Raw genomic sequence first — 26645 nt, forward strand, 5'->3', positions numbered from 1 at the left:
CCGGCGCAGCAGGCGGAAAGCGGGTCGGCGTCAGGCGCCGGCCCCCTTCCCCATCCGCTGAGCCTGCCGGCTGATCAGGTGATCGACCGCCAGCCCAAGGAAGGCAACCGCCAGCCCCAGCACCATCCCCTTGCCGACATCGCTGGCCGAAAGCGCGCGTTGCAGTTCTTGGCCCAGATCCTGGGTGCCGATAAAGGCCGCGATGATCACCATGAACAGCGAGAACATCACCGACTGGTTCACCCCCACCAGCATCACCGGCGCCGCCATCGGCAATTGCACATGCCAGAGCATCTGCCGCCTTGTCGTGCCGCTCATATGCGCCGCCTCGATCAGTTCCGGTGCAACACCGCGCAGCCCCTCGATCGTATAGCGCACCAGGGGCACAGCTGCGAAAGTCACCACTGCCATCACCACGGCCACGTCATTGACGCCGAACAGCATCACGACCGGGATCAGATAGATGAAGCTCGGGAAGGTCTGGAGCGAGTCGCAGACCAGCAGCACCCGGTTCGCGCGGGTCTCGGAGGCCGATGCCCAGATCCCCAGCGGAAATCCGATCAGCGCCGCCAGGAAGACCGAGAACCCGACCATATAGACGGTGATCATGGCCCGGTCCCACCAGCCCGAAAGGGCAATGGCGCCAATGAAACCCAGCATGACCAGCGCCGATCTCCAGCCGCCGACCGCCCAGCCTGCCGCCGCGACCGCCAGCAGCACCGCGCTGAAGGGCAGCCACAGGATCGCATCGCGCAGCGGGATCAGCACCCAGGTGATCAGGAACCACCTCAGCCAGGTCGTCACCGGATCGACCAGCCGGATCAGCCAGTCGACCAACGCATCGACCGGGGCCGCAATGCTCAGCGCGTCGCGGCGCGGCACCTGGGCCAGCAGCGGAAAGACCAGCGACAGGGCAAAGGCCAGGGCAATCGCAACCGCCCAGACCAGCAGAACCGGGTGACGCCGCGCCCAGGACAGGCCCTCTGCGTGATGCAGCGGCTGGCGTTTCGCCCAGGCCCGGCTCAGCCGGTCAAGCACCACCGCGATCAGCACGATGGTGATGCCGATCTCGACCGAAAGCCCGATCTTCAGCGCCTGCAACAGTTGCAGCAGCTTTTGCCCCAGCCCCGGCATGCCGATAAAGCTTGCGAGCACCACCATGGCCAGGCATTGCATAATCACCTGGTTGACGCCGATCAGGATGTCACTGCGCGCCGTCGGGATCCGCACCCGGGTCAAAAGCTGCCAGGGCGTAGAACCGGACATACGACCGGCCTCGATCACCTCTTCTGGCACTTTGCGCAGGCCCAGTTCGGTCATCCGGATCATCGGCGGCACCGAAAAGATGATGGTGACAATCGCCCCTGCTTTCGGCCCGACCCCGATGAAAACAACAACCGGGATCATATAGGCGAAATGCGGCAGGCTTTGCGCGACATTGAGGATCGGGTTCAGCACCCGCTGCACCCCCGTCCAGCGCCAGGCGGCGATGCCAAGCAGCATCCCGGCAAGCACCGAAAACGGCGCCGCAACCACGATGACCGAAAGCGTCTCCATCGCCCATTGCCACTGGCCCATGACCGCGATCCAGACGAATGTCCCCCCCGCAAGCGCGGCAAGCTTCCACCCTCCGAGCCACCAGCCAAGCGCCGCCATCGAGATCGCCACCACCGACCAGGGCAGCGGGCCAAGCCTCGGCCAGCGGTTCTTGCCGTAAAGGATATTCGCGGTCACATCGAGCAGCCATTCCAGCATGGCGGCAAAGGCGCGGGTGACCTGCATCAGCCCCAGATCATCGCGCAGAAAGGCAAAAGCCGCATTGATCCAATGCGCGAAGGGCAGCACCAGCCAGTCCGGCAGCCGAAGCAGCTCTGCGGGCAGAAGGTCGCGGCCAAGGATCAGCACGGCTGCAAGGCCCAGCATCAGCCAGACGGCATGCGGCCGGGGCGAAGACGACGAAAGATCGATCCGGTCCACCATGCTCATGCCGCTTCGCCCAGCAAAATATCAAGGGCGTGGCGGCGTTCCAGCATACCGGTGACACGGCCGGTGCCATCCGCCACCGGAATCCAGTCGCGGCTGTCATTGACCAGCCGGCGCGCCAGATCACGCAGCGTATGGCCCCCGGGCAGTGCCGGCCCCTCGATGGCGCGACCCGCCACCGGGCCGGCGAGGCCCGAGACATGCAAAACCCGCGCGCGGTCGATCTCGGCGGTGAAGCGCGCGACATAGTCTGTCGCGGGCTGCAGCACGATCCGGTCCGGCGTGTCGATCTGTTCGACCCGCCCGTCCTTCATGATCGCGATACGATCGGCAAGGCGCAGCGCCTCGTCGAAATCATGGGTGATGAAGATGATGGTCTTTTTCAGCATCCCCTTGAGGCGCAGGAACTCATCCTGCATCTCGCGCCGGATCAGCGGATCAAGCGCCGAAAACGGCTCGTCGAGGAACCAGATATCCGGCTCGACCGCAAGCGAGCGCGCAATCCCGACCCGCTGCTGCTGGCCCCCGGACAGTTCGCGCGGGAAATAGCCCTCGCGACCCTTAAGCCCCACCAGCGCCAGCATTTCGCGTGCGCGTTCAATCCGCGCCGCCCGGGGCTGCCCGCGCATCTCCAACGGAAAAGCCACGTTTTCCAGCGCATTGCGGTTCGGCAGCAGACCAAAGCTCTGAAACACCATACCCATTTTGCGCCGCCTGAGATCGATCAGCGCCGCCTCGTTCAGCTTGCCGATATCCTGGCCCTCGATCAGGATCTCGCCCGCCGTGATTTCATTGAGGCGTGACAGGCACCTGACCAGTGTAGATTTCCCGGACCCCGACAGCCCCATCACCACCAGCATCTCGCCTGGCATGATATCGAGTGAGACATCATGCACCGCTGTCACATGCCCTTCAGGGCGCGCGCCAGGATCCGCGCGCAAAGCCGCCAGCGCGGCCTCGGGGCGGGGTCCGAACACTTTCCAGACATTGCGGCAGGAGATGACAGGTTGCGGGCGGTGCGGGAAGTCAGTCATACGGGTCTCCGGGCTGAAGCAGCCCGCCCCTGAACGCCAGAACGGGGGCGGGCCTGAGAGGCTATCCTTGGGTCACAAAGACTGCGGGCTTATTCCAGCCAGGGTTTCCAGATGGCCTCGTTCGCGCTCAGCCATTCGGCCGCCGCATCTTCCGGCTCCATCCCGTCGACATCGACCAGCTTGGCCATTTCCGCGATCTGCGGATTGGTGAAGCTGACCTTTTGCAGGACGGCATAGGCGGCCGGCCATTTTTCGGGCATCCCATCCCAGGCGGCGATCTTCAGATAGCCGTCTGCGGGGTTGCCGCAATCATAGACCTTGTCCGGATGCAGACCGACCGCCGGATCGGTGTCGCAGCCCGGTTCCCATTTCGGGAATTCGACGAATTCACCCGGCCAGACGGCTTCGGCGAAATTCGGGGTCCAGTTGAAGAGCACGATCGGCGTCTTGTCTTTTTCCGCTGCGGCGAGTTCCGCCCAGAGCGCCGCTGCCGAGCCGGCATTGACAACGGTGAAATTCATCGACAGCGCATCGACCTTTTCGGCGTCATGTTTCAGCCAGTCGACCGGGCCGCCCAGGAAACGTCCCTTCTCGCCGGTCTCAGGTGTGGCGAAAACGGCGGCGCAGGCATTCAGCGCCTCCCAGTCGGGCAGGCCCGGGCAGGCTTCTTTGGTCCAGAGCGGATACCACCAGTCTTCGCGCGTCACTGCATTATGGTTGCCGGCCTCATGGATGCCGCCCTTCGCCACCGCTGCATCAAAAGAGGCGCCGAATGCACCCTCCCAGACCTCGACTTCCAGCGCGGCATCGCCCAGCCGGATCGCTTCATAGACTGCCTGGCTGTCGGTCGAGACATATTCGACGGAATTGCCCATGCCTTCGAAGATCTGGCCCACGGCATGGCTCATGACGATCTGGCTGGACCAGTTATGGATCGGGATGGTGATCGGGTCTGAGGAATCCTCGGCTTGTGCCGCGCCTGCAAGGCTGGCGGCGACAAAGATCGGTGCAAGGGCAAGCCTTGCCGACCGCGACAGGCGGCTGGTTCTGGTCATGTGGTTTTCCCTGTTGTGAGGCCCGCGCGGGTTTTCCCGCTGCGGCGGTGGTCGGGAGGTTCGGCCTCTCCTGACCCTCAGGCTAGCCAGAGGTTGTTACCGGGTAAGCCCTTTAGGATGAACAGGCTGGATTAAATTGTGAAAGATTGTTAACAGAAAGAAATATCCCCTTATTCCGGCCAGGAGCGAGATGACCGCCAGCCCCCGATCAGCGTCGCAAGGCCCGCGCCCCCGGCCCGCGCATATCCTGATCGTCGAGGATGAGCCGGTCACCCGCAAAACACTGGCCAGCTATCTCGAAGGATTCGGCTACCGGATCTCGGAATGCGATACCGCCGAAGAGGCGGAATATCTGCTCGCGAGCGATACGCCCGATCTTCTGCTGGTCGATATCAACCTCTCGGGCCGCGACGGGCTGGAGATCACCCGCGACCTTCGCGCGCGCTCAGAGATCGGCATCATCCTGATCTCGGGCCGCACCGATGAGGTCGACCGCATCATCGGGCTGGAACTTGGCGCCGATGACTATGTCTGCAAGCCCTTCAACCGGCGCGAGTTGCTGGCGCGGATCAAGAACCTTCTGCGCCGGACCCAGGCATTGCGGCTTCTGGAGCGGAAATCGCTGCGGTTTGAAGGCTTTACCTTTGACCTTGCGACCCGCGCGCTGACCGGGCCGGAGGGCGCCGTGATCCCCCTGACCCGTGCGGAATATGAACTCCTCAGGGTTTTCGTCACCGCGCCGGGCCTGGTGCTGGACCGTGACCGGCTGGCCAGCGCCATTTCGCCCCGCCGCAGCGGGGTGAATATCCGCAGCGTTGATGTGCTGGTGCAAAGGCTTCGGGTCAAGCTTGGTGATGACCCGCGCAGCCCCCGCATCCTCGCCACCGCGCATGGCGAAGGCTATTTGTTCACCGCCGCGCTGGATTGAGCCGACAAGGCCGCCAGATCCGCCCGTATCGCGGTTTTCGCCCGGGCCACAAGCGCGCCAAGCCGCGCCAGCGCCGGTCCCGGGTCACCCCCCTCCCGCGCTGCACGCTCGGTCTCCTGAAGACAGCCCATCAGGGCGGCGAGATCAAAATTCGCCGCAGCGCCCGCCAGCTGATGCGCCTCGCGCGCGAGGGTGGCCATATCGCCGCGCGCAGCCGCCGCGCGGATCAGGGGCAGCGCAAGATCAAGCCGGCTGAGAAACAGCCGCGCCAGCTCTGCCACCACATCGGGCGGCAGATCGGCCAGCGCGCCCTGCAAAACCGGATCATCCTGACGACAAATATCCGCCAGCGCCGCCATAAGCCGCTGCGGTGAAAGCGGTTTCGCCAGCATCAGCGCCATGCCTGCAGCAAGGCTCGCCTCGGTTTCGCGGCCCGCAATATGGGCCGAGATCCCGATCACCGGCACGTCAGCCCGGGCGGGATCAGGCAGCGCGCGAATGCGCCTGAGCGCCTCGGTGCCGGAAATATCGGGCAGATCGACATCCATCAGCACGGCGTCATAATCACCCGCCGCCGCCAGATCGACCGCCGCCAGCCCGGTCTCGGCCATCTGCAACCGATGGCCGAGCGGCGTCAGGATCGCCGCCACCACCATGCGGTTGACCGGGTGATCCTCGACCACCAGCAGGGAAAGCGGCCGCAGATCAACCGGGGCCACCACGGGCGCCGGCGCCGGCGCGGCTGCGACCGGCAACTCCAGTTCCAGCACGAAAACCGCGCCGGGAGGGGTCGCATCTTCCAGCCAGAGCCGCCCGCCCATCTGCGCGGCAAAGCGCCGGCAGATCGCAAGCCCCAGCCCGGTGCCACCGAATTGCCGCGCAGCGGGCGTCTCGCCACGCTCGAATGGCTCGAAAATCCGTTCGCGTGCCTCAGGCGCGATGCCGGGGCCGGTATCGCTGACCCGAAACCGCAGCATCACCCGGCCAGGCCCGGCCGGGGTCGCGGTCACGGCCAGCGCCACATGGCCCCCCGGCGTGTAGCGGATCGCATTTGAGAGAAGGTTCACAAGAATCTGCCGCAACCGCCCGCGATCCCCGGTCACATGGCCGGGCAGATCCGGCGCCAGGGTGATTTGCAGCGCGAGCCCCTTTTCCCCGGCCACCGGTCTGAGCAGCCATTCCGCATCCGCGACCAGTTCACACAGCGAGAAATCGGCGCTGGCCGCCCGCGCCTCATCGCGGTCGGGCCGGATGAAGTCGAGAATATCGCCGAGGATCCCCATCATCCGCTCGCCCGACAGCTCCAGCGCCGAAAGCTGATCAAGCTGCTGCGGCGTCAGCCCGTCGCGCGGCAGCGAGCGGATCATCCCCTGCATCCCGTTCATCGGCGTGCGGATCTCATGGCTCATCATCGCGAGGAATTCGGATTTCGCGCGATCCGCAGCTTCGGCTTTTTCCCGGGCGATGTCATGCGCCGCGACCTCTTCGCGCAGGGCATGGGTCCGCTCATCGACCAGATCGCGCAATTCGTTGCGGTGCCGGTGCAATTCATCGAGGTGGCGCGCCCGCTCTTCCTCCAGCGCGTCATTATGGATCGCCTGGGCGCGGAACACCGCCACCGCACGCTCCATCCCCGCAATCTCATCCTGGCCCCGGGGCTGGATTTCCTCGCCGATCGCCCCCCCCGCCAGCCGCGTCATCGACAAAGACAACCGGTCGAGCCGGCGCGAGATATTGCCGCGCACATAGAACCAGAACACCGCAAGCGAGGTGATCAGCGCCGTCACCGCCCCCCAGGCCTGCAGGCTTTGCGCATAGCGGATCGCCGACAGGACGCCCGTCCCGGCCTCGGTCGCCCGTGCGCTCACAGAGGCTGCCAGCACCCCGGTGCTCTTGTCGATCCGGCCCACCGCCTCGATCACATTATCCCCGGCCGAGGCGATGCGGCCCTCCAGCGTCAGAACCGCAGCTGTCGCATCCAGTATATCCGGCGCGCCGCGCGCCCTGGCGCCGGGCGTACGCGGCGCCCCGGCGCGGATCACCGTCAAAAGCGCCAGCGCCCGGTTGGCGCGTACCGGATCGGCAATCGTCTGCACCCGGCGCGAGACGATGGCGAGGCGTTCCTCCATCGCCCGGCGCAGCCCCGCAAGCTCTTCGGTCGCGCCTGAAGGCCGGTCCGGCACGGTGGCGAGGCGGTTGAGCAACAGCCCCAGTTCAGAAGCATGGGCGCGCATCTCGAACATCAGGCTCAGCTGGAAAAGATCGACCTCGATCAGCTTGTCGAGCGCGGCAAACCCCGCTTCCCCGCTGGTGGGGCCGATCTCGTAAAGGCTGGAAATCGTCGCGGATGCGGCGGCTTCGGCATTGGCGACCATCGTATCGGCAATGCCGCCAAGCTCGGCAGCGGCGGCAATGCCCTCGCCGATATGCTGACGCAGCGTGAGCCGCGCGAGAATGCGGCGTTGCACCACCAGATCCAGCACGCCAATCGCACCGCGCAGATCGCGGATCGCGATCTCAAGCCCCGCGATCGCTTCGCGGTCGCTGTTTCTGTAGGGCGCCAGCCGCCTGTTCAGCACATCCACCTGGTCAAAGAGCCAGGCGGTACGCTCGCGCCGCTCGGCCTCGGTCTGCACCAGGGCCAGTTCAGGGGCCAGCGCCACGATCCGCGCGCTGGATTCGGCAAATCCGCGCAGCCCGGCCAAAGCCGGAATCGTGCGCTCGCTCGCCTCTTCCTGGGCACGGATGGTGCCGCTGAGTTCAAGCCAGCCGATCAGCGCCGCCGCCAGCGGCAGGCCGGTGATGACAAGAAAGGCCGTCAGAAGCCGGGAGCCCAGCCCCCTGCCTCCTTTGCTCCCCCTTGTCGCCAGATCGCCCTGCATCACCTGAATCGCCTCTTTCCCTGTCCGGGATTTCCGCCGAAACTGGCACGTAACCGCCGCGAGGCCATCCGAAAAATGCATATGACCCGTCCGACCGCCGCCCTCATTGCCGTGACAGGCGTGATTTTTGCCCTCAGCGGGTCTTTCGGCGGTCTTCGCGCCGAGCCGGCCGGAGCGCCCTGGTCCCTTCTGGTCCATGACCGCCCGATGGATGACGCAAGCCCGACCCATCCGCTCAGCTATCAGCCGCTGGATCACGCCGCGCAGCCCTGGCAGCTTTGCATCCTCTACCCGCATCTCAAGGATTCTTACTGGCTCAGCGTCAATCACGGCATGGCAGAAGAGGCGCGCCGCCTCGGCGTCGGCTTCACGCTGTATGAGGCCGGCGGCTACCCCAATCTCGCGCGCCAGATCGAACAGGCCGAGGCCTGCGTGGCCGCCGGGGCAGATGCGCTGATCATCGGCACAGTGTCTTATGACGGGATGACGCCGGTGCTCACCCGGATCGCCCGGACCATGCCGGTGATCGCTGCGGTGAATGACATCGCGCCCGAAGGGATCAGCGCCAAGGCCTCTGTGCCCTGGCGCGAGATGGGCGCCGCCGCCGGAAAAGCGCTGGCCGCGCGTCACCCGAAAGGCAGCGCCCCGGTCTCGGTCGCCTGGTTTCCCGGGCCGGAAGGCGCAGGCTGGGTACGTTTCGTCGATGAGGGGTTCCGCGCCGCGCTTGCAGACAGTTCTGCCCGGATCACTGAGGTGCGGCACGGCGATACAGGGCGCGAAGAGCAGGTGCTTCTGATCGAGGATGTGCTGGAGGCCACGCCCTGGCCCGATTACCTCGTCGGCTCCGGCCCGATGGCCGAGGCGGCGGTGTCGATCCTGCGCGCGCGCGGGCGCGACGATGTCGGCATCGTCTCGGATTACATGACCCATGCCGTGCATCGCGGCATCCTGCGTGGCAAGATCCTGGCGGCCCCTTCGGATTTCCCGGTTTTACAGGGGCGGCTGGCGGTGGAAATGGCGGTCCGCGCGATTGAGGGGAAGCTTGACATCCGCCATGCCGGCCCGGCCATCGTCACCGTGACGCCAGAGACAATCCGCAGCTATGATGCTGATGCGACCCTCGCCCCTGCCGATTTCGCACCGGTGTTTTCGTCTGAGCCGGAATAGGCCCTGCAAGGCAATTCAGCGGCATAACCGGCGCTCAGTTTCCTGAGCGTGAAATTACTTGACTTAAGACCGGGCGTTGGCCCTGATACCGGCAGCCCCGAAACGGACAGCCATGCTGAAAAGCCCCCGCCCTGGCGGCGCAAACCGCCGCAACATCCTCACCGCCACCCTGGGCGCTGCCGTCAGCGCGCTGACGACCGGGTTCTGGCCGCGCGCCGCCGCGGCCGCTGAGGACCGGGTAAAGGTCGGATTTCTTGGCCCCCTGAGCGGCCCGGTCGCCGCCTGGGGGCAACCGGGTCTGGATGGCAGCCGGCTCTGGGCAGAATGGATCAACGCGGCGGGCGGGATCCGCATTGGCGGGCGCCAGCTGCCGGTCGAAATCCTGGCTTTCGATGATGAATATGACCCGGCCCGCGCCAGAATCGGCGCACAAAAGCTGATCCGGCGCGATGGCGTCAGCTTTCTCATGATGCTGGGCGGCGACACCTGGCCCGGTGCGGCGCCCCTGGTGCAGGAGACTGGGATGCTCGCCTCGACCCTGCTGCCCTCGGATCTCAGCCCCGAGACGACAACGCTCATCGCCCCGGCCGAGGTCCACCCGATCTATAATGTCACCGGCGTCGACTGGCTGGCGCGCAACCGCCCCTGGCTTCGCTCTGCCGCAATCTGCGCCCAGGATGATGTGTTCGGCCTGCCCTCAATCGCAACATACCTGGCCGCCTTTGCCGCCGCCGGGATCCGCATGACCGATGAGCCGTTCTTTTTCGACCCCGCCACCAGCGATTTTGAGCCCCTGGTGCGCCGGATGCTGTCAGGAAAGCCAGAGATCGTCTGCCTCGACACCTGTTATCCCGATTACATTTTGCCGATCTGCGAACAGCTTTACCGCCAGGGGTTTCGCGGCCAGATCCTCTCCTGCACGCTGGATTTCCACGACCGCATCATCGCCCATACCTCGCCCGAATTCCTGGAAGGCGCGATCTTCCAGTTTCCCGATTTCGACGACCCCGCCCTTGCAGCCCCCGAGGTGAATTTTCGCGACCCGGCGCGGTTTCATGCCGAATATGAGGCCCGATTTCCAGGCCAGTGGAGTTCGGTCTCCTGGCAATATGCCGCTATTCTGGATCTGTGGAAGGCGGCGGCCGAGGCCGCCGACAGCACCGCGCCGGATGCCGTGCTTTCGGCAATGAAATCCGGCCGGGGGCTGCGTCATGTCTTCGGCCCCGCGCGCTGGTGGGGCGACGACCTGTTCGGCATTTCCAATGCCCTGGTCGGAAACTGGCCTGTGGTCGAAATATCCGGCGGCAAGGCGCATATTCGTGAATTCACCTCGGTGACCGACTGGTATGATCGGCACGGCGCCCTTTTGCATCGGGAGATGGAGCGTTATGGCCAGCTCTGGAGCCAGCGTGTCTGAGCTTTTGCGCCGCCTCTGGCGCGCCTGGCGGCGCCTTCCCGGTCTCAGGCGCCCTTCCCCTGCCCCCGCGCCCGCGCGCAGTTCGCTCTTCCATCTCAGGATGGAGACCAGACATCGTGACACTTATCAGCGGCTCTCAAAGCGCCGCAGCCCGCACAATCCGGATTAAATATATGGGTCATTCCGTCGCAGACCCATACATTGCGGACATCTTGTCTTTATGATGAAACTGCCCTACATCATTGGCAACGGGCCAATAGCAGCGCCCGCAGGCTTCCGTGACCCGAGGACAGCATGACCGATACGTCGCATTCCGCCGCAGAGCTTCCTGAACGCCCGCTGAAACAGGCGATCCGCCGTGGCCTGATGTGCCGCTGCCCGGCCTGCGGCGAGGGCGCGATTTTCTCGTCATACCTCAAGGTGGTACGGCAATGCCCGGCCTGTGGCGAAGAGCTCTGGCATCAAAGGGCCGATGACGGCCCCGCCTATATCACCATGCTGATCATCTGCCATATCGCCGGGTTCATGATCCATGGTCTGTTCAGCTATACCGACCTGACGCCCGGCATTGTCGGCCTGATCGTGACGATGACGGTGATTCCCCTGGCGCTGGTGATGTTGCCTTCGACCAAGGGCTTTATGGTGGCCATGCAATGGTCGCGGCGTATGCATGGCTTTGGCGAAAGCAGCGCATCGCAACACTGATGTCAGGCGCCGCGCCGCTGCCGACCTTCCGTTCGATCAACACCATCGGCACCTTGCCCGGATGGACATGGATGCGCCTGACCTGGAACCGGTCGCCAACGACAAGGCTTTCATTCCAGCCCCGGGGCCGGAAATCAGCCGGCAGCATTTCGTCCTGACGCGCGCCGTTGGCTTTTAACGCCGCCACGGCCTTTTCACATCCACTGACTGGTCGGCGCCCGCCACCAGTACAACGTCGGGCATTGCCGCCACGATAAACCCGCTACGCCCGCCTGTGATGCGCTCGCCGGTTCCAGACAGTCAGAAGCGGTTTCGGCATGGTCCGGGGTAAAGCCCATATCCCGCGCGGCGCAGAGCGGTCGGGCTTGTTAGGCCGTCTGCCGCCAGCGCTGCTGCGATGGGCGAATAGCCCTGCATTGACCAGATCCGCCGGGATTGCCGAGAGATCAACTGCGGCGACGCCATGACGGCGCGCCAGCAAGACGGCGTCGGACAGCCCGACATTGCCAGGCACGGCGACGGCGAATGCCATTTCGCTGTTCTCAGCTCCGGCACGCGTCGCGAAACCGCTTCTGACATGCATCGGGCAGCAGGTTTTGTCACCCGTGTTGCGCGGCCTGACCAGGCTGTGCTTTCCCTGCCGCCCGGATCATTATATCATCATGCCACTGCGTCGGAACATCCGGCCGCCAAAGCGCCATGTAAGGGCCGAGATGAAGCCAGAACCGCGATCTTCCGATCTTTCACTCGCGCCGGTCGCACGGCGCAAGCTGTCGGATTCGGTGGTCGAGCAACTGCGCGCCATGATCGCCTCGGGTCAGTTGCGCCCCGGCGACGCCCTGCCCTCCGAGCGTGACATGATGGCGCGGATGGGTGTCGGCCGCCCAGCCGTACGCGAGGCTTTGCAGCAGCTGCACACCCAGGGGCTGATCACGATCTCCCATGGCGAACGCAGCCGCGTCAATCCGCTGAACCCGGATCTGGCATTGCATCAGATCAATGATATCGCGAGCCTTCTGATCGCGGCAGAGCCGGGCAATCTCGGGCATCTGCGCGATGCGCGAAAACTGTTCGAGACCGGGCTGGTACGGATGACCGCCACAAAGGCGACGCCCGCAGATGTGGAACGCCTGCGCGGGCTGGTCGGCCTGCAGCGTGCGGCACTTGGCGATACGGCGGCTTTCATGCGCGCCGATATCGATTTTCACACGGCTCTGGCGGCGATCCTTGGCAATCCGGTGATCACCGCGCTGTCCCATGCCATGCTGGGCTGGCTCTTCAAACATCACGACACGCTTCTGCACTGGTCGGGCCATGAGACGGTGACGCTTGCGGAACATGAGGCGATCACCGATGCGATCGCGACCCAGGACCCCGATCTCGCGGCGGAGCGGATGCAAAAGCATCTCGACCGGTCGGAACGGCTTTACCTCCAGGGCTGACCCTGCCGCTCTCAGCCGGGCTTTTGCGCCGTCAGGATAAAGCGGTCATAAACCCGGGTTCTGAGCCGGTTGCGCAGCCCGTTGACCCGCCGTTGCGCCCGGGCAATCGGCTCATGCGAATGGCGCATGATGGCGGTGAACCCCGCCTTTTCCAGCAGTGGTACCAGCATTTCAAAGCGCAGGCCGGTGCCGAAAGGCAGCCCCGCCATGATCGCGGCATGGCGCGCGCCCATCGCGCCGTCATAAAACGGATCGGGCGAGATCCGGTCCCACAGCGCCAGCAACCGCGCCGGCCAGCGGCCCGAACGCGCGGGCTGTGCCCAGTCACCATCATAGACCAGAAGCCGCCCGCCGGGTTTCAGTACCCGAAACCAATCCGCAAAACCCTCTTCCGGCCGGGTCAGCGTCCAGACCAGGTGCCGGCACAGGATCGCATCCTGACTGGCATCGGGCTCCATCGTAACCTGCGCATCGGCCAGCACAAAGCGCAGCCGCGGCTTGCCCGCATGTTTCGCGCGCGCAACCGCGAGCATCGCCTCGGAAAAATCCAGCGCCGTGACCTCATGGCCCAGATCATGGATCAGCCGCGTCACCTCGCCGGTGCCGCAGGCCAGTTCCATAACCCGCGCCGGCGCGGGCGGCAGGTGATCGCGCATCGGCTGCGCCCAGGCGGCGGCCTCGGCCCCTGGCGCTATCGCATGGCCGAAGGCCTGGTCAAATGTCTCGGACCGGCGCGACCAGTAGTCACGGATGTCTTCGGCGAGATCGTGATTGATCACTCCGCAATCCCGGACAGGATCAGGTCAAACCGTTCACGCGCCCGTGTGGGCAGGGTCTCGGGCAATACGGTTTCCGCCACATCGCCGACATGGATCAGCATCACCATCCCCATCGCCACATGCGGCGAACATTTGATCCCGTAAGCGCCCGGCACGTCGAAGGTGACGGTGAAATCCTCATTGATCTTCGATCTGAACGGCGTGGCGCCTTCGGGGATCATATCATCAATGGTCGCGGCATTATGGCTCGGCTGGGTCGGGATAAAGCGCACTGAATCGCCCGGGGCGATTTTCAGATAGGATGGCTCATAGATCATCGGGCCGTTTTCCGACCGGTTATACATCTCCACCTCATGCGTTTCGGCCAGCGCGGGCGCGGCGATCATCAGAAAAAGGGCGGCAAGAGCGGATTTCATGGCTGATCCTCAAGGCAGTGGAAACGGAATTGCGTGACACCGTCGGTCGGGTCGGTCAGCGTCCTGGCACCGACGCGGAAAATGCGGGCAAGGCGGTCGGCGCTGAGCACTTCGCGCGGCGGGCCAAGGGCGGCAAGCCTGCCCCCCTCCAGCACCGCCAGCCGGTCGCAGCCAAGCGCCTGGTTCAGATCATGCAGCGCGATCACCACCGTCACCGGCAGGTCGGAGACCAGTCGCAACAGGGAAAGCTGATGATGGATATCAAGATGGTTGGTCGGCTCGTCCAGCAGCATGACCTGCGGGCGCTGCGCGAGGGCCCGGGCGATATGGACACGCTGACGCTCGCCGCCCGAAAGCGTGGTCCAGGACCGCGCCGCCATTTCAGCCATACCTACGCGCGCCAGCGCCTCGGCACAGATCGCAGCATCCTGCGCGCCGAAAGGCGCCAGCGGCGAGAGCCAGGGCGTGCGGCCCAGCTCCACCGCGTCACGCACGCTCAGCGCCTCGGTCGTCTGGGCCTGCTGTTCGACAAAGGCGATGCGCCGCGCGATATCGCGCCGGTTCATGCGCGACAGGGCCGTGCCGTCCAGGCTGACCGTGCCGCGCGGTCGCGCCGCGATCCCGGCGAAGAGCTTGAGCAGCGTCGATTTCCCGGATCCGTTCGGCCCGATCAGCCCGAGCGTCTCGCCACTGGCAACCTCAAGCGTGATGCCCTCGACGATGTTGCGCCCGCGCGCGGCCCAGCCAAGTTCATGCGCCGCGATCTTCATCCGCGCACCCTCCCCCGGATCAGGATCAGCGCGAAGCCGGGCGCGCCGACCAGCGCCGTGACCACACCGATCGGCACCACCTGGCCCGGGATCAGCATGCGCGAGACCACGTCGGCCGCGATCAGGAACACGGCCCCGGTCAGGGCCGCCGCCGGGATCAGCCGCCCGTGACGCGGCCCCACAAGGAACCGCGCCGCATGGGGGATCACCAGACCGACAAAACCGATGGAGCCAACAAGGCTGACCATCGTTGCGGTCATCAGGGTCACCGCACCGATCAGCACGATCTGCACGCGGCGCACCGCGATCCCCAGCGATGAAGCGGCGTCCGAGCCAAAGGAAAACGCATCCAGCGCACGCGCATGCCAGAGACAGGCAAGGAACCCGGCGACCGCGACCGGCAAAGCCAGTGTGACATCGGGCCAGCGCACGCCGGAAAGATTGCCCAAAAGCCAGAACATGATGCCGCGCGCCTGTTCGGCATTGGCGGATTTCGCGATGAAGAAAGAGGTCAGCGCGTTGAAAAGCTGCGATCCGGCAATGCCCGCAAGCACCATCTGTGCAGGGCCGCCGCCCGCCGCGCGGGCCAGGGCCGCAACAAGCCCAAAGGCCAGAGCCGCCCCCAGAAAGGCACCCCCCGAGATCCCGATGGCCCCGGCACCGACGCCCATGATCGTCACCGCCACCGCCCCGGTCGAGGCCCCTGCCGAGACGCCCAGCAGATAAGGATCGGCCAACGCGTTTCTGACCAGCGCCTGCAACACCACACCTGCCAGCGCCAGCCCCGCGCCGCATCCGGCGGCAACCAGCGTCCTTGGGACGCGGTAGGCCCAGATGATGCCCTGATCAATCGGATCGACCGGCAGCCCCGCCGCCCAGAGATTATTCGCCAACGCCGCCCAGACCGTCGACCAGGGCAGCGGCGTCTCGCCAAGGATCACGCCCGTCAGAATGGCAAGCGCAAGAACAGCCACCCCCGCCATGGCGCGCAGAGCGACATGGGCGGCAAGCGCAACAGGGGTGGCCGGTCGTTTCATTTCCGGCGGATCATTTCAGATCAAAGGCCGGCAGCGCCGCCGCCAGCTCTTCCAGCGCCGCGATATTGCGGATCGACGGGTCCATTGCATGGGCGTCGATGATCACGATGCGGCCATTCTTCACGGCCTCCATCTGGCTTACCACCGGATCGGATTTCAGGAATTCCAGTTTCTTTTCATGATCATCCGCTTCGAACCGGCGGCGGTCCATACGGGCGATCACGATCACATCGGGATTGGCCCGGGCGATGGTTTCCCAGGACACAACCGGCCATTCCTCGGGGCTTTCGACCACATTCTTCAGCCCCAGAGAAGACATCATCCAGGCCGGGGCCCCACCGTTTCCGGCAACATAGGGGTCGATATCCATTTCGGCCGACGAGAACCAGAACACCGCCGAGGCCTCTTTCAGATCAAGCGCCTTCGCCGCCGCGACCGCCGCTGCCTCGCGCGCTTTCAGGTCAGCGACCACCTCTGCGCCCTTGTCGGTGATGTTGAAAATCGTCCCCAGCTCTTCGATGCCGAGATAGATCCCCTCCATCGTATAGGGCTCCAGCCGCGTGCCGTCCGAGCCTGCAGTATTGTCCTTCCCGATGCAGTCGGACGGCAGGACATAGGCCGGAATGCCGAGATCGGCGAATTGCTCGCGCGTTGCCACGATGCCTTGCGGGCCGACATGCCATTCATATTGCACGGTCACGATACCCGGGCGTTTGGCGACGACGCTTTCGAATGAAGGGTCATTATCGGCCAGCCGCTCGATGCCGTCGTTCAGATCTTTGAACTCCGGCAGGACTTCGGTGAACCAGACCGAAGTGCCCGCGACCTTGTCGCCAAGCCCCAGCGTGTAAAGGATCTCGGTCGTCGCCTGACCGACGGTCACTGCACTTTCCGGCGCCTTGTCAAAGCTCAGCTCAAGCCCGCAATTCTGCAGCTTGAGCGGATAGCCGGTCTCGGCCAGGGCAGGCATGCCAAAGCAGAGCGCGGCCAGTGAGACGGTCAGTGAGAAACGGGTATTGGGAAAATATCGCATCCGGGATCTCCGAGTGGAATGGGGGATGGAGCGGATGGAGAGCGTGAAAACCGCGACGCACAAAGCTGGCCCGGCGCGACTGGCGCAGGCTGGCTGCACGGGATGCGATGGCGCATCTGCGGGTCAAAATCATATCTCGCCTCCCCGGACGCCCCGTCCGGGTCAAGTTGGTTACAGGAGTCGGCAGGTCTCCTGACTGGCGGGTCACAGGGTCTGCGCAGCCTTCCCATGGGCTCTCCCACAGTGGCTTTGTCGCGCGGATCCTCGCCGCCTACAGTTGCGGGGGCAGTTCCGGTTCATCCCCCCGGGCGGGGGGATAACGGATTCCCTTTCAATTCCTTGCGGAAACCGACATTGCCTGATTATGGGCAAACCCTGCACGTTTCAATGACAAAGCGCCCCAGAGGCTCGTGCCCGGGCTGCGGGATCAGCGCGCACCCCAGGTGTCGGAAAGCCGGTAGCCGCCGGGCCAGGGATCGGTCGGGTCCAGCATATGCTGATGGATGCCGGTAACCCAGCCGCGCCCCGAGATTTCCGGGCGGATCGCCGGCGTCCCCGCCAGATCGGTGGTGCCGAGGATGCGACCCTGAAATTCCGACCCGATCAGCGAGACAGTGGTCAGACGGTCGGCCTCTGACATCTGGCCGCGCGCATGCAGCACTGCCATCCGCGCGGAAAGCGCGGTCCCGGTCGGCGAGCGGTCAACCTTGCCGGGCCGGATCGCCACGGCAGCACCGGCGCGGAGTTCATTCCCCTGCCGCGTCACCTCGCCCGCGAAGAGGCAGAAGGAATAATGCGTCCAGTCCGGATTGGTCGGGTGGCGGAAGCCCAGCTGCTCGGTGCCGGCCTCCGAGATCCTTACCCCGAGCCTCGCGATATCATGCGCCTCGTCGGGCGTCAGGCTGAAACCTAGCGCTTTGGGATCAACAAAGACGAAACTGTCGCCGCCCCAGGCGGTATCGACCGTCAATGTGCCAAGGCCCTCGACCTCAAGCTTCGCATCCAGCCGTTCTGCGAAAGAGGGCAGGTTTTCGACAAAGATCCGCTCCGCCTTGCCATTGCGGCATTCGGCGCGGACATGGACGAGGCCGCCCGGCGCCTCCAGCACCATGCGCGTTTCCGGCTCGACCATCGGGATGATGCCGCCATCAAGCAGCACGGTCGAAACGCAGATCGAATTGGAGCCGGACATCGGCGGCGTGTCCTCGGGCTCCATGATGATAAAGGCGGCATCGGCGCGCGGGTCTTTTGGCGGCACAAGCAGGTTCACATGGCGGAAGACGCCGCCGCGCGGCTCGTTCAGCACGAAATTCCTGAGCGTCTCATCTTCGGCGATCCAGCGTGACTGAGCCCAGATCGTGTCTCCCGGCGGCGGGCGGACCCCGCCCACGATGACATCGCCCACCTCGCCCTCGGCATGAGCGGAAATCACATGGATGGTCTTGATCGAGCGCATGGGGAACCTCAGGAAAGCCAGGAGGGAAGGGTTTTGGCGGCATGGCCGGTAAGGGCGGCAGCGGCACAGGTTCTGAGACTGTCAAACCGGATCTGCCGGCCCGAAAGCCCCGGCCCATAATGGGCATATTTGCCGGAATTGGTCATCAGCGTGCGGGTCGCGGGCGGGAAGACCGGCTCGGAGATCGAGCACCAGCAGAGGTCAGGAATCACCTGCACACCGGCGGCTTCGAGGGTCGCGAGCGTGCCCTCGCCCTGCAGATCGGCAATAATACTGCGCCCGGCAGTGATGATGGTCGGCACCTGCACCCGCCCACCGTTCAGCGCGCTTGCGAAGGCGCGGCATTCCTCGCGCGAGGCATGCGGGCTGCCGATGGCGACAAGGTCGATCTCTTCACCGCCCTGGTTCAGCTCCTCCCAGGCGCGGGTGAAATCAGTGCGGCTGATCCGGGCCGCGTCGGCATCGGGTGCGACAAGATGCGCTTCGGGCGTGACCCCTTCGACATGCAGCATCGGCGCGGCCGAGGTGGTGCCAAAGGCCGCGCACAGCGCCTGTAACTGCTCGCGCGATGCCGCGCCCACACCTCTGAGCAGGGGGATCCGGTCTGGCGAGGCGCGGCCCGCAAGCCAGCCCAGCAAAGGCCAGAAGAGATCATCCGCGCCAGAGATCGCCGCCACGTCGATGACGCGCTGCGCCGCCCGGTTCTCGTCAAGACAAACGCCCGCCAGCGGTGCGCGCCCGGTCATCGCAATGAAAAGATCAAGGAAATCCGGGTGTTTCGCCGTTCGCGCCCCCAGCACGGAATTGGCAAAGATCACCGCATTGCTTTCCGACCAGCCAATAGATTCTCCTTCGGCCGGAGCGCTTTCCAGCAGATAGGGGGCGCAGGTGAAGCTTGGCCGGCAGCCCATCGCCACATAGGCATCGGCCAGCCGCTGCGCCGGGGTGCCGAACAGATCCGGCACGCCCTGGGCACGCCAGTTCTCGCGGTCGACCGAAATCGCATTCATCGTTGTTGGCACCCGCACCCGTGCCCCCATATCCGCCATTTTTGCCGCGAAAGTCAGATTGGCCGGGCTCGCATAGATGCAGCCATCGATATGGCCCTGGGTCACATCGATCAGTCGGGTCGCGCCCTGATTTGCCGCCATCGCAACAAGGATGCGCATCGCCTGCGACACGGCCTCGCCTTCCGCACCTGAAAGCATCGCCAGATCTGCCGCCGTCAGGGCCAGCGCCGATCCCGCGGCAGAGGCGACCGGCAGGGTCATTCCCGGGGCCTCGATGGCCCCGGGAATGACGGCCACCTCCTCCAGATGCGAGACTATGTCGAAGGCCGCGCGCTCCAGCCGCAGGACAGGCAGCGCCACGCCGAACATCTCGGCCGCAATCATCGCGCCCAGCGTCACCACATCTTCCGGCTCGCGAAACACCAGCGCTGCAGGCGCAAGCCCGTTCAGCGCCATATCCAGAAGCACCCCTGACCCGGTGCAGGAGCCCCGTGTCCCCGGCATCACCAGCACCCGCCCGGCAAGCGTCTCGCCATGCAGCGGGTGATGCGCATCGATCACCTTTGAGGTCGCGGGATCGACCCCGCCCCAGAAGCTCAGCGGCTCATCGGATGCCAGAACGCGACCCTTCGCCGTGCCCTCAAGAATGAACCGCGAGCCCATCATTTCACCACAAACCCATGGGCATAGGGATCACGCTCATCAATGAAGATCGTGTTGATCCCGGTCTGCCGCGCCCAGCCGCCAATCGACGGGATGATCGCCGATTTTCCCGGTACCGCGTCAGAGGTCGCCTCGACCCGACCCTTGAAGATCGAGCCGATGATGCTCTCATGCCAGAATTCATCGCCGACGCTCAGGCGGCCCTTTGCCGCCAGCTGCGCCATCCGGGCCGACGTCCCGGTGCCACAGGGCGAGCGGTCAATCGCCTTGTCGCCATAGAATACGGCATTGCGGGCATGTGCGCCCTCGACCGTCGGAACCCCGGTCCAGAGGATATGCGACAGCCCGCTGATCCGCGCGTCGCCGGGATGCACGAATTCATATTTCGCGTTCAGCGCAGCGCGCAGCTTCGGCGAGAAGCCGATCAGCTCTCCGGCGGTGAAATCGGCCATATCGCGGAAATTCTTCTGCGGCTCGACAATGGCGTAGAAATTGCCGCCATAGGCCACATCGACCACGATCTCGCCCAGTCCCTCGACCTCTGCCGTCAGACCCTCGGCATAAAGGAAGCCCGGCACATTGGTCAGCCGCACCTCTTCAACGAAACGGCCCTCCTGGCGGTAAGAGATATCAACCTTGCCCGCCGGCGCATCGATCGACAGCTGACCAGGCGAGCGCGGCTGGATCAACCCGTTCTCGATCCCCATGGTGATCGTGCCGATCGTGCCATGGCCGCACATCGGCAGACAGCCCGAGGTCTCGATAAACAGGACCGCCACATCGCAATCATCACGGGTCGGCGGATAAAGGATCGAGCCCGACATCATGTCATGGCCCCGCGGCTCGAACATCAGGCCGGTGCGGATCCAGTCGAATTCGCGCAGAAAATGCGCGCGCTTCTCAAGCATGTCCTTGCCGATCAGACGCGGGCCGCCGCCCGAGACCAGACGCACCGGATTGCCACAGGTATGACCATCCAGGCAGGAGAAAGTATGAACACTCATCATGAGCCTCAGAAGCGTTGGGGAGAGAAGGCAGATATGTCGAGGGCGGGTGCGTTTCCAGTCACAAGGTCGGCAACCAGCCGGGCGGTGCCGGCCGATTGCGTCAGCCCGAGATGGCCATGACCGAATGCGTGAATAACGCGGGCAGAATTCTTCGAGCGACCAATCGCCGGCAGGCTGTCCGGCAGGGACGGGCGAAAGCCCATCCATTGCACGCCGCCCTCGGGCTTCAGCCCGGGCAGGAAGGCCTGGGCTTTTTTAAGCATCGCCTCTGATCGTCTGAAATTCGGCGGCCGGTGCAACCCGCCCAGTTCCACCGCACCGCCGACACGAATGCCAGTGGAAAGGCGCGAGACCACGAAACCATGACCGCCAAAGGTCACCTGGGTCTTCAGATCGAACGCCCCGCGCGGCAGGGTGGTGTTATAGCCGCGCTCGGTTTCCAGCGGGATATGGTCGCCCACCGAACGCGCGATCAGATGCGAATGCGCCCCTGCCGCCAGCACGACATGCCCGGCATGGCGTATCTTCCCGTGCGAAAGCACTTCGGCGCCTTCGGTCAGGGGCCTGATCCCGGTGACCTCGTCGCGCTCCAGCACACCGCCATTGGCGCGAAACCGGTCGGCCAGCGCCAGGGTGTAAAGCTTCGGATCCGAGATGGAATACCAGCCCGGCGTAAAGGTGCCATGGGTGAAACGGGGTGCGAGACCGGGCTGAACTACCGCCATCTCGCCCGCATCCATATGGCGGAATTCGATCCCGTGTTCTTCGCGCGCGCGCCAGCCGGGCAGGCTCGCATCAAGCTCGGACCGGCTTTCATAGACCTGAAGATTGCCCTTCTTCTCCAGCATCGACAGCGTGCCGGAAAGGGTCAGAAACGGCTCGAGCTCGGCCTTTGACAGATCCATCAGCGCGGTCTGTGCGACCGTCGACTGTTTCACCCGCGCGGGCGAACAGGCACGCCAGAACCGGAACATCCAGGGCGCGATCTTCAGCGCATAAGACGGCGGCACCGACAAAGGCCCCAAAGGGTCGAGCAGCCATTTCGGCGCCTTCTTCAGGATCCCGGGGCTTGCCAGCGGCAGGATATCGGTAAAGGCGAAAGCCCCGGCATTCCCGGCCGATGCCCCCGCCGCCGGACCTTCGCGATCAATGACCGTGACGCGCAGGCCCCGCGCCTGAATGGCCAGCGCCGCGGAAAGACCCACGACGCCCGCCCCGATGACAATCACATCGGTCTCGTTCTGCATTTTACGTCTGCCTTAATGAGTGGCGGCGAGGAACTTCTGCAACTCGGTGGTTTTGGGCGCCCCGAACAGCTCTTCGGGCGGCGCGATCTCGGCCATGATCCCCTGATGGAAGAAGGCCACGCGGTCAGAGACCTCGCGCGCGAATTTCATCTCATGGGTGACACAGATCATCGTCATGCCTTCGGAAGCCAGCATCCGCAGCGTATCGAGCACCTCGCCCACCAGCATCGGATCCAGCGCCGAAGTGACCTCATCGAACAGCATATAGGACGGCCCCATCGCCAGCGCCCGGGCAATCGCCATGCGCTGCTGCTGCCCGCCCGAAAGCCGCGCCGGATAGACCGAGAGCTTTTCGCCAAGACCCACATGTTTCAGCTGCTTTTCCGCCTCGGCCTCGGCCTCGGCTTTGGAACGGCCCAGCACCTTGCGCGGCGCCAGCATGACGTTTTCCAGCACGGTCAGATGCGGAAAGGCATTCCATTGCTGGAACACGATGCCGATCTTCTGGCGCAGCTTGTTGAGATTCGTGGATTTTGCGTGAACCTCGACACCGTCCACGAGGATACGCCCGGAATCAATCGGCTCCAGCCCGTTGATACAGGTCAGCAGCGTCGATTTCCCCGACCCCGACCCGCCGATTACGGTCAGAACCTCGCCTTTGGCCACCGTCAGGTCGATGCCCTTGAGCACTTCCAGCGGACCAAAGCTTTTGCGGACTTTTTCAATCTCAATCATTGGACCACCGTTTTTCAAGATAGCTGCCGAAGCGGGCGACGGGGAAGCTGATCACAAAGTAGAACACTCCGCAGAGCAGCAGCAGGAAAAGCGGCTCCTGCAGGCGGGTGATCAGATCTTTGGTGCTTTTCATCAGTTCGGACACATTGACCACATAGATCAGCGCCGAGTCTTTCATAACGCCAAGCGAAAGCCCGATCCAGGACGGAAGGGCGACCCGGCTGGCCAGCGGAAGCGCGATATAGCGCATGTCCTGCAGCCAGCTCATCCCGAGCGAGCGCCCGGCGCGCCGCGTATTCGGCGGCACCGACTCCAGTGCGCCGCGCACGATTTCCGAACAATAGGCGGCGGTATAAAGCGACAGAACTCCGCAGGCGACCGAGAAGCCAGAGACCCGCAGTTTCAGCACCGCCGTGACAAAGGCAAAGGCCAGCGAGAGCTGGATCAGAAGCGGCACCGAACGGCACACATCCAGCACGAAGGTCACCGGGATGGCCCACCAGGGCCCGACCTGAAAGCGGAAGATGCCGCAGATCACCCCGACCACGGTCCCGATCGCGACCGAGATGGCGGTGACAAGCAGTGTCATCCCGGCGCCCTGGACCAGCATCCAGAAGTCTTTGGCGGTCATTGCTGTTTCAAACATGTCCCGCGCCCCTCAATATCTGAACAGCCGGGCTGCAATCAGCCGGGCGGAGAGCGTGACGATCTTGGTCATCACATAGAAAATGACCGCAGCAATGGCGAACATCTCGAAGGTGCGGAAATTGATCTTCACCAGGTTGTCGGTGACGCCAAAGAGATCCGAATTCATCGAGATCACCGCGCCCAGCGAGGTCATCAGGATGGCCCAGACAAACTGGTTCGTCATCGGCAGGAAAGAAATCCTGAGCATCTGCGGCATCACCACATAGCCAAAGGCCTGCGGCGCGCTCATGCCCAGCGACCGCGCCGAACGGGTCTGGGTGTCCGGGATCGCCTTCAGCGCGCCACGGAAATTCTCATGCAGGTAGCCGGCATTGTTGAACGTGATCCCGGCGAGCAGCGCAATATAGGGCGAGAGCCGCAGATCGACGGCAAAGCCCAGCTGCGGCTGCGTCCAGCCCGTGATCGCGATGCCAAGCCCCGCAAGGCCGAAAAAGGCCATATAGATCTGGAAAAGTGCAGGCGTATTGCGCGCCACTTCGACCCAGGTGGTCGTGATGCCGCGCAGCACCCGGTTGCCCGAGAGCCGGAAGGCGGTGAGAAGAATTGCAAAGAGGATCCCGAGGATCATCGAAAGCACCGCGACTTCCAGAGTCACCAGCGCCCCTTGCAACATATCAGGCAGCGATTGGAACGCCTGATTCCAGCGAAAGCTGTAATTGAACATATCCGCCTCCCAGTTTCTGAACGGGATCTTTGAACGGAGAAGCGGCGCGGAGGGTTTTCCCTCCGCGCCGCCGCATCAGCGGATAGATCAGCGATAGACGCCGTTGATCGTCAGATTGGCGGGCTCACCCTCGCCAACCCATTTCTTGTAAAGCTCGGCGTAACGGCCGGTGCGGACCTGCTGGTTGATGAAGAGGTTCATGTAGTTGATCAGGCCATATTCTTCGCGCAGCGTGACCAGCGCGACATAGTCCGGCACCATCGGCGCCTTGTCGACGACCTTGATGTCACCGAAATTGCCCGAAGCGACGTTGGCATTGGCGACTTCCATCGTGCCGACCGTCGCATCCAGCTGGCCCTGGCTCAGCGCAAGGAAGACGTCAGCCTGGTTCTGGAACGGACGGAACTCGCCCTCGCCCCATGCCTTGACCTGACCTTCCAGCCAGATCGCCTCATAGGTGCCGGCGGTGGCGCCGACGACTTTGCCCTTCATATCTTCCCAGGATGCCATTTCCAGACCCGGGCGGGCCACAACGGCATTCTCGAACGCGTAATATGGAACCGAGACGCCAACGGTCTTGGCGCGCTCCAGCGTGTCCGAGGTCGAGGCAACGGCCACATCAACGCGGCCCGACATCAGAGCAGGGATACGCTCGGGGAAGGTGGTTTCGACAACCTCGGCGGTGACGCCAAGCGCGGCTGCAAGGTCATTACAGTAATCGACGTCAAAACCGATCGGATTGTTGTCAGCATCTTTCGACCCCATCGGCGGGAAGTCGAGGACAACTGCGCAGCGAAGCGTGCCCGATGCGATGATGTCGTCAAGCTTGTCGGCCATGGCCGGGCCGGCGAAAGCAGTGGCCGCCGTAAGGCCAAAGGCGAGGACTTTGGATTTCATGCAGGCTCTCCCTGAGTTGTTCTTGCTGTTGATTCACGTCGTGACACTATCATGTGTCATTGGTCTCGACGCAAATCAAAAATACAATTAGTATACAAGAGACCTGTCAGAGCAGGGATTGGAAGGCGATCCGGCTGCGTTTTGGGCCGATTCAGGCATTATTCCTGAAAACCAATGCGCCTGACCGGGCTTTTGACATGAAACAAGGGCCAGGGGGAGCCGGAATGCCTGCCCGCGGGGATGGCGATTCTCGCAAAAGGCGCCCAGAATGACCATCGGCATGACTATCACCACAGCCAGAAGCTGTCCCGCGATCCCTGAGATCACGGCCCGAAACGGAGAGCAGAGATGACCACCACCCCCCTTTCGATCGAGGAACTCGGCACCCGAATCGAGCAGGTCTTTGCCCATGCCGGCATGAATCCGGCGCAGGCCGGCGCCATGGCGCGGGTGCTGACGGCGGGCGAGCGCGACCATTGCAAATCGCATGGCATCTACCGGATCGAAGGTACGCTGCGCACGGTGAAGGCGGGCAAGGTGAACCCGCAGGCCGTGCCGGTGCTGGCGCCCGATGATGGCACCGCGCTTGTGCGGGTAGATGCGCAGGGCGGCTTTGCCAATGCCGCCTTTGAACTCGCCTTGCCGGAACTTGCCGCCCGGGCCAAAAAGCTCGGCATGGCGGCGATGGTGATCAATGACTGCACCCATCTCGCCGCGCTCTGGCCCGAGGTTGAGGCGGTCACCGCCCATGGCCTTGCCGCGATGGTGATGTGCCCGAGCTATGCGACCGTCGCACCTACCGGCGGCACCGATCCGCTTCTGGGCACCAACCCCTTTGCCTTTGGCTGGCCGCGCCCTGCAGGCGATCCCTATATCTTTGACTTCGCCACTTCGGTCGCAGCGCGGGGCGAGGTCGAACTCCACCGCCGCGCCGGCAAAGCCCTGCCCGAGGGCTGGGCGCTGGACAAAGACGGCAATCCGACCACCGATCCCGAAGCGGCGCTTGCCGGCGCCATGCTGCCCTTTGGTGGCCATAAGGGTTCTGCGATCTCGACGATGATCGAGCTTCTGGCCGGGATCATGATCGGCGACCTGACCAGCCCCGAAGTTCTCGACTACCTCGGTTCGACCACGCTGGCACCGCGCCATGGCGAACTGATCCTTGCCTTCTCGCCCGAGGCCTTTGCAAAGGGCCGCCCCGGCGACCCCTTTGCCCGCGCAGAGACGCTGTTTGATGCGATCATCGGCCAGGGCGCCCGCCTGCCCTCGCAGCGCCGCTTCCGCGCAAGGGCGGAATCGGCAGCGGAAGGCATCACGCTCAGCGCCGATGAGATTGCCCAGCTGGAGCGATTCCAGCGGCTTGGCCTCGACGCGGTCTGAATCCTGCGGGCCCCGGCCCAGCCGGGGCTTTGCCCTGCACATATTCAGGTGAAACTAATTTTACCTATATGGTTTCTTTCAACATTTTTTCCGACCGATTTTTGGGCATTTCGCTTTTCTGATACAGGAAAGCGGAATGTTCGCATGACATTCCTCCCCTCCCGGGGCATAGGCTGACCCCATTCCCGGCGCCTTCCAGGAGACCTGTCGCCGCCCCTCCTTCACCCACC

23 protein-coding genes, 1 pseudogene and 1 riboswitch are annotated in these 26645 nt (G+C 64.2%); of the genes and pseudogenes, 6 read left to right on the forward strand and 18 right to left on the reverse strand.

Going from position 1 to position 26645, the window contains the following annotated elements; translation table 11 throughout:
* Positions 1-30: 30 nt before the first annotated feature.
* The 3 genes from BLW25_RS18535 to BLW25_RS18545 form a co-directional block, all read right to left on the reverse strand.
* Positions 31-1986, reverse strand: coding sequence for an ABC transporter permease (locus BLW25_RS18535; protein ID WP_092902879.1), 1956 nt, complete (start codon positions 1984-1986; stop codon positions 31-33).
* The gene (locus BLW25_RS18540) at positions 1983-3017 is read right to left on the reverse strand and encodes a quaternary amine ABC transporter ATP-binding protein (RefSeq protein ID WP_092902881.1); all 1035 of its coding nucleotides are present in this window, start codon (positions 3015-3017) and stop codon (positions 1983-1985) included. Before BLW25_RS18540 ends, BLW25_RS18535 begins: the two co-directional genes overlap by 4 nt.
* Before the next feature lie 89 nt (positions 3018-3106).
* Positions 3107-4072, reverse strand: coding sequence for an ABC transporter substrate-binding protein (locus BLW25_RS18545; RefSeq protein ID WP_092902883.1), 966 nt, complete (start codon positions 4070-4072; stop codon positions 3107-3109).
* Between the two features lie 190 nt (positions 4073-4262).
* On the opposite strand from BLW25_RS18545, the gene BLW25_RS18550 reads away from it, so the two are divergent.
* The gene (locus BLW25_RS18550) at positions 4263-5000 is read left to right on the forward strand and encodes a response regulator (protein ID WP_092902885.1); all 738 of its coding nucleotides are present in this window, start codon (positions 4263-4265) and stop codon (positions 4998-5000) included.
* Here BLW25_RS18550 and BLW25_RS18555 read toward each other — a convergent pair.
* Positions 4973-7882 carry an ATP-binding protein gene (locus BLW25_RS18555; RefSeq protein WP_171909640.1) on the reverse strand — a complete coding sequence of 970 codons (2910 nt, stop codon included), beginning with the start codon at positions 7880-7882 and terminating at the stop codon, positions 4973-4975. The two genes, BLW25_RS18550 and BLW25_RS18555, sit on opposite strands and share 28 nt — an antisense overlap.
* Positions 7883-7963: 81 nt before the next feature.
* On the opposite strand from BLW25_RS18555, the gene torT reads away from it, so the two are divergent.
* The 3 genes from torT to BLW25_RS18570 all read left to right on the forward strand — a co-directional run bounded on the left by torT (position 7964) and on the right by BLW25_RS18570 (position 11171).
* The gene (gene torT, locus BLW25_RS18560; protein ID WP_253188585.1) at positions 7964-9049 is read left to right on the forward strand and encodes a TMAO reductase system periplasmic protein TorT; all 1086 of its coding nucleotides are present in this window, start codon (positions 7964-7966) and stop codon (positions 9047-9049) included.
* A 112-nt stretch (positions 9050-9161) separates the two neighbouring features.
* A complete protein-coding gene (locus BLW25_RS18565; protein ID WP_092902889.1) occupies positions 9162-10466 on the forward strand; it encodes an ABC transporter substrate-binding protein in 1305 nt (434 codons plus the stop codon).
* A gap of 294 nt (positions 10467-10760) precedes the next feature.
* Complete coding sequence (locus BLW25_RS18570) at positions 10761-11171, forward strand: DUF983 domain-containing protein (protein WP_092902891.1); 411 nt, start codon at positions 10761-10763, stop codon at positions 11169-11171.
* Positions 11172-11226: 55 nt separating this feature from the next.
* On the opposite strand, the pseudogene cpsB reads toward BLW25_RS18570, so the two are convergent.
* A pseudogene (cpsB, locus tag BLW25_RS25045) lies at positions 11227-11426 on the reverse strand (mannose-1-phosphate guanylyltransferase/mannose-6-phosphate isomerase); the annotation flags it as partial.
* A gap of 407 nt (positions 11427-11833) precedes the next feature.
* On the opposite strand from cpsB, the gene nanR reads away from it, so the two are divergent.
* On the forward strand, positions 11834-12613 hold the full coding sequence (gene nanR, locus BLW25_RS18585) for a transcriptional regulator NanR (RefSeq protein WP_253188586.1): 780 nt from the start codon (positions 11834-11836) through the stop codon (positions 12611-12613).
* Positions 12614-12624: 11 nt separating this feature from the next.
* On the opposite strand, the gene BLW25_RS18590 is transcribed toward nanR, so the two are convergent.
* The 13 genes from BLW25_RS18590 to BLW25_RS18650 form a co-directional block, all read right to left on the reverse strand.
* A complete protein-coding gene (locus BLW25_RS18590) occupies positions 12625-13392 on the reverse strand; it encodes a class I SAM-dependent methyltransferase (protein WP_092902895.1) in 768 nt (255 codons plus the stop codon).
* Positions 13389-13808 (reverse strand): pseudoazurin, encoded by a 420-nt coding sequence (locus BLW25_RS18595; protein ID WP_092902897.1) that lies wholly within the window; start codon positions 13806-13808, stop codon positions 13389-13391. The genes BLW25_RS18590 and BLW25_RS18595 overlap by 4 nt, the downstream gene beginning before the upstream one ends.
* Positions 13805-14578, reverse strand: coding sequence for an ABC transporter ATP-binding protein (locus tag BLW25_RS18600; RefSeq protein WP_092902899.1), 774 nt, complete (start codon positions 14576-14578; stop codon positions 13805-13807). Before BLW25_RS18600 ends, BLW25_RS18595 begins: the two co-directional genes overlap by 4 nt.
* On the reverse strand, positions 14575-15561 hold the full coding sequence (locus BLW25_RS18605) for a FecCD family ABC transporter permease (protein ID WP_092903124.1): 987 nt from the start codon (positions 15559-15561) through the stop codon (positions 14575-14577). Before BLW25_RS18605 ends, BLW25_RS18600 begins: the two co-directional genes overlap by 4 nt.
* A 64-nt stretch (positions 15562-15625) precedes the next feature.
* Positions 15626-16585 carry an ABC transporter substrate-binding protein gene (locus BLW25_RS18610; protein WP_253188591.1) on the reverse strand — a complete coding sequence of 320 codons (960 nt, stop codon included), beginning with the start codon at positions 16583-16585 and terminating at the stop codon, positions 15626-15628.
* A gap of 227 nt (positions 16586-16812) precedes the next feature.
* Positions 16813-17016, reverse strand: a riboswitch (cobalamin riboswitch).
* Between the two features lie 59 nt (positions 17017-17075).
* A complete protein-coding gene (locus BLW25_RS18615; RefSeq protein ID WP_092902903.1) occupies positions 17076-18104 on the reverse strand; it encodes a trans-3-hydroxy-L-proline dehydratase in 1029 nt (342 codons plus the stop codon).
* 8 nt (positions 18105-18112) lie between these two features.
* Entirely contained in the window at positions 18113-19777 is a 1665-nt protein-coding gene (locus BLW25_RS18620) for a cis-3-hydroxy-L-proline dehydratase (protein ID WP_216279419.1), read from the reverse strand.
* Positions 19777-20781: a 4-hydroxyproline epimerase gene (locus BLW25_RS18625; protein WP_092902907.1), complete on the reverse strand. Its 1005-nt coding sequence runs from the start codon at positions 20779-20781 to the stop codon at positions 19777-19779. The genes BLW25_RS18620 and BLW25_RS18625 overlap by 1 nt, the downstream gene beginning before the upstream one ends.
* Before the next feature lie 8 nt (positions 20782-20789).
* Entirely contained in the window at positions 20790-22031 is a 1242-nt protein-coding gene (locus BLW25_RS18630; RefSeq protein ID WP_092902909.1) for an NAD(P)/FAD-dependent oxidoreductase, read from the reverse strand.
* A gap of 12 nt (positions 22032-22043) precedes the next feature.
* Complete coding sequence (locus tag BLW25_RS18635) at positions 22044-22766, reverse strand: amino acid ABC transporter ATP-binding protein (protein ID WP_092902911.1); 723 nt, start codon at positions 22764-22766, stop codon at positions 22044-22046.
* The gene (locus tag BLW25_RS18640) at positions 22759-23412 is read right to left on the reverse strand and encodes an amino acid ABC transporter permease (protein WP_092902913.1); all 654 of its coding nucleotides are present in this window, start codon (positions 23410-23412) and stop codon (positions 22759-22761) included. Before BLW25_RS18640 ends, BLW25_RS18635 begins: the two co-directional genes overlap by 8 nt.
* A 12-nt stretch (positions 23413-23424) precedes the next feature.
* On the reverse strand, positions 23425-24138 hold the full coding sequence (locus tag BLW25_RS18645; protein ID WP_092902915.1) for an amino acid ABC transporter permease: 714 nt from the start codon (positions 24136-24138) through the stop codon (positions 23425-23427).
* An 87-nt stretch (positions 24139-24225) separates the two neighbouring features.
* Positions 24226-25035, reverse strand: coding sequence for a transporter substrate-binding domain-containing protein (locus BLW25_RS18650; RefSeq protein ID WP_092902917.1), 810 nt, complete (start codon positions 25033-25035; stop codon positions 24226-24228).
* A gap of 348 nt (positions 25036-25383) precedes the next feature.
* Here BLW25_RS18650 and BLW25_RS18655 point away from each other — a divergent pair, with 348 nt between their 5' ends.
* Positions 25384-26415: an Ldh family oxidoreductase gene (locus tag BLW25_RS18655; protein ID WP_092902919.1), complete on the forward strand. Its 1032-nt coding sequence runs from the start codon at positions 25384-25386 to the stop codon at positions 26413-26415.
* Positions 26416-26645 lie beyond the last annotated feature (230 nt).

The sequence above is a fragment of the Rhodobacter sp. 24-YEA-8 genome, assembly GCF_900105075.1.
In the GTDB taxonomy this organism is placed as follows: Bacteria; Pseudomonadota; Alphaproteobacteria; order Rhodobacterales; family Rhodobacteraceae; genus Pseudogemmobacter.

Bases quoted from the DNA above. Each gene is read 5' to 3' on its own strand.
- BLW25_RS18605 (WP_092903124.1), bottom strand. From the start codon at position 15,561: ATGGCGGGGGTGGCTGTTCTTGCGCTTGCCATTCTGACGGGCGTGATC.
- BLW25_RS18615 (WP_092902903.1), bottom strand. From the start codon at position 18,104: ATGCGCTCGATCAAGACCATCCATGTGATTTCCGCTCATGCCGAGGGC.
- BLW25_RS18655 (WP_092902919.1), top strand. From the start codon at position 25,384: ATGACCACCACCCCCCTTTCGATCGAGGAACTCGGCACCCGAATCGAG.
- BLW25_RS18555 (WP_171909640.1), bottom strand. From the start codon at position 7,882: ATGCAGGGCGATCTGGCGACAAGGGGGAGCAAAGGAGGCAGGGGGCTG.
- BLW25_RS18535 (WP_092902879.1), bottom strand. From the start codon at position 1,986: ATGAGCATGGTGGACCGGATCGATCTTTCGTCGTCTTCGCCCCGGCCG.
- BLW25_RS18540 (WP_092902881.1), bottom strand. From the start codon at position 3,017: ATGACTGACTTCCCGCACCGCCCGCAACCTGTCATCTCCTGCCGCAAT.
- BLW25_RS18630 (WP_092902909.1), bottom strand. From the start codon at position 22,031: ATGCAGAACGAGACCGATGTGATTGTCATCGGGGCGGGCGTCGTGGGT.
- BLW25_RS18570 (WP_092902891.1), top strand. From the start codon at position 10,761: ATGACCGATACGTCGCATTCCGCCGCAGAGCTTCCTGAACGCCCGCTG.
- BLW25_RS18645 (WP_092902915.1), bottom strand. From the start codon at position 24,138: ATGTTCAATTACAGCTTTCGCTGGAATCAGGCGTTCCAATCGCTGCCT.
- BLW25_RS18640 (WP_092902913.1), bottom strand. From the start codon at position 23,412: ATGTTTGAAACAGCAATGACCGCCAAAGACTTCTGGATGCTGGTCCAG.
- BLW25_RS18600 (WP_092902899.1), bottom strand. From the start codon at position 14,578: ATGAAGATCGCGGCGCATGAACTTGGCTGGGCCGCGCGCGGGCGCAAC.
- nanR (WP_253188586.1), top strand. From the start codon at position 11,834: ATGCCACTGCGTCGGAACATCCGGCCGCCAAAGCGCCATGTAAGGGCC.
- BLW25_RS18635 (WP_092902911.1), bottom strand. From the start codon at position 22,766: ATGATTGAGATTGAAAAAGTCCGCAAAAGCTTTGGTCCGCTGGAAGTG.
- BLW25_RS18610 (WP_253188591.1), bottom strand. From the start codon at position 16,585: ATGCCTGCCCTGGCCGAGACCGGCTATCCGCTCAAGCTGCAGAATTGC.
- BLW25_RS18550 (WP_092902885.1), top strand. From the start codon at position 4,263: ATGACCGCCAGCCCCCGATCAGCGTCGCAAGGCCCGCGCCCCCGGCCC.
- BLW25_RS18565 (WP_092902889.1), top strand. From the start codon at position 9,162: ATGCTGAAAAGCCCCCGCCCTGGCGGCGCAAACCGCCGCAACATCCTC.
- BLW25_RS18620 (WP_216279419.1), bottom strand. From the start codon at position 19,777: ATGGGCTCGCGGTTCATTCTTGAGGGCACGGCGAAGGGTCGCGTTCTG.
- BLW25_RS18595 (WP_092902897.1), bottom strand. From the start codon at position 13,808: ATGAAATCCGCTCTTGCCGCCCTTTTTCTGATGATCGCCGCGCCCGCG.
- BLW25_RS18545 (WP_092902883.1), bottom strand. From the start codon at position 4,072: ATGACCAGAACCAGCCGCCTGTCGCGGTCGGCAAGGCTTGCCCTTGCA.
- BLW25_RS18625 (WP_092902907.1), bottom strand. From the start codon at position 20,781: ATGAGTGTTCATACTTTCTCCTGCCTGGATGGTCATACCTGTGGCAAT.
- BLW25_RS18650 (WP_092902917.1), bottom strand. From the start codon at position 25,035: ATGAAATCCAAAGTCCTCGCCTTTGGCCTTACGGCGGCCACTGCTTTC.
- torT (WP_253188585.1), top strand. From the start codon at position 7,964: ATGACCCGTCCGACCGCCGCCCTCATTGCCGTGACAGGCGTGATTTTT.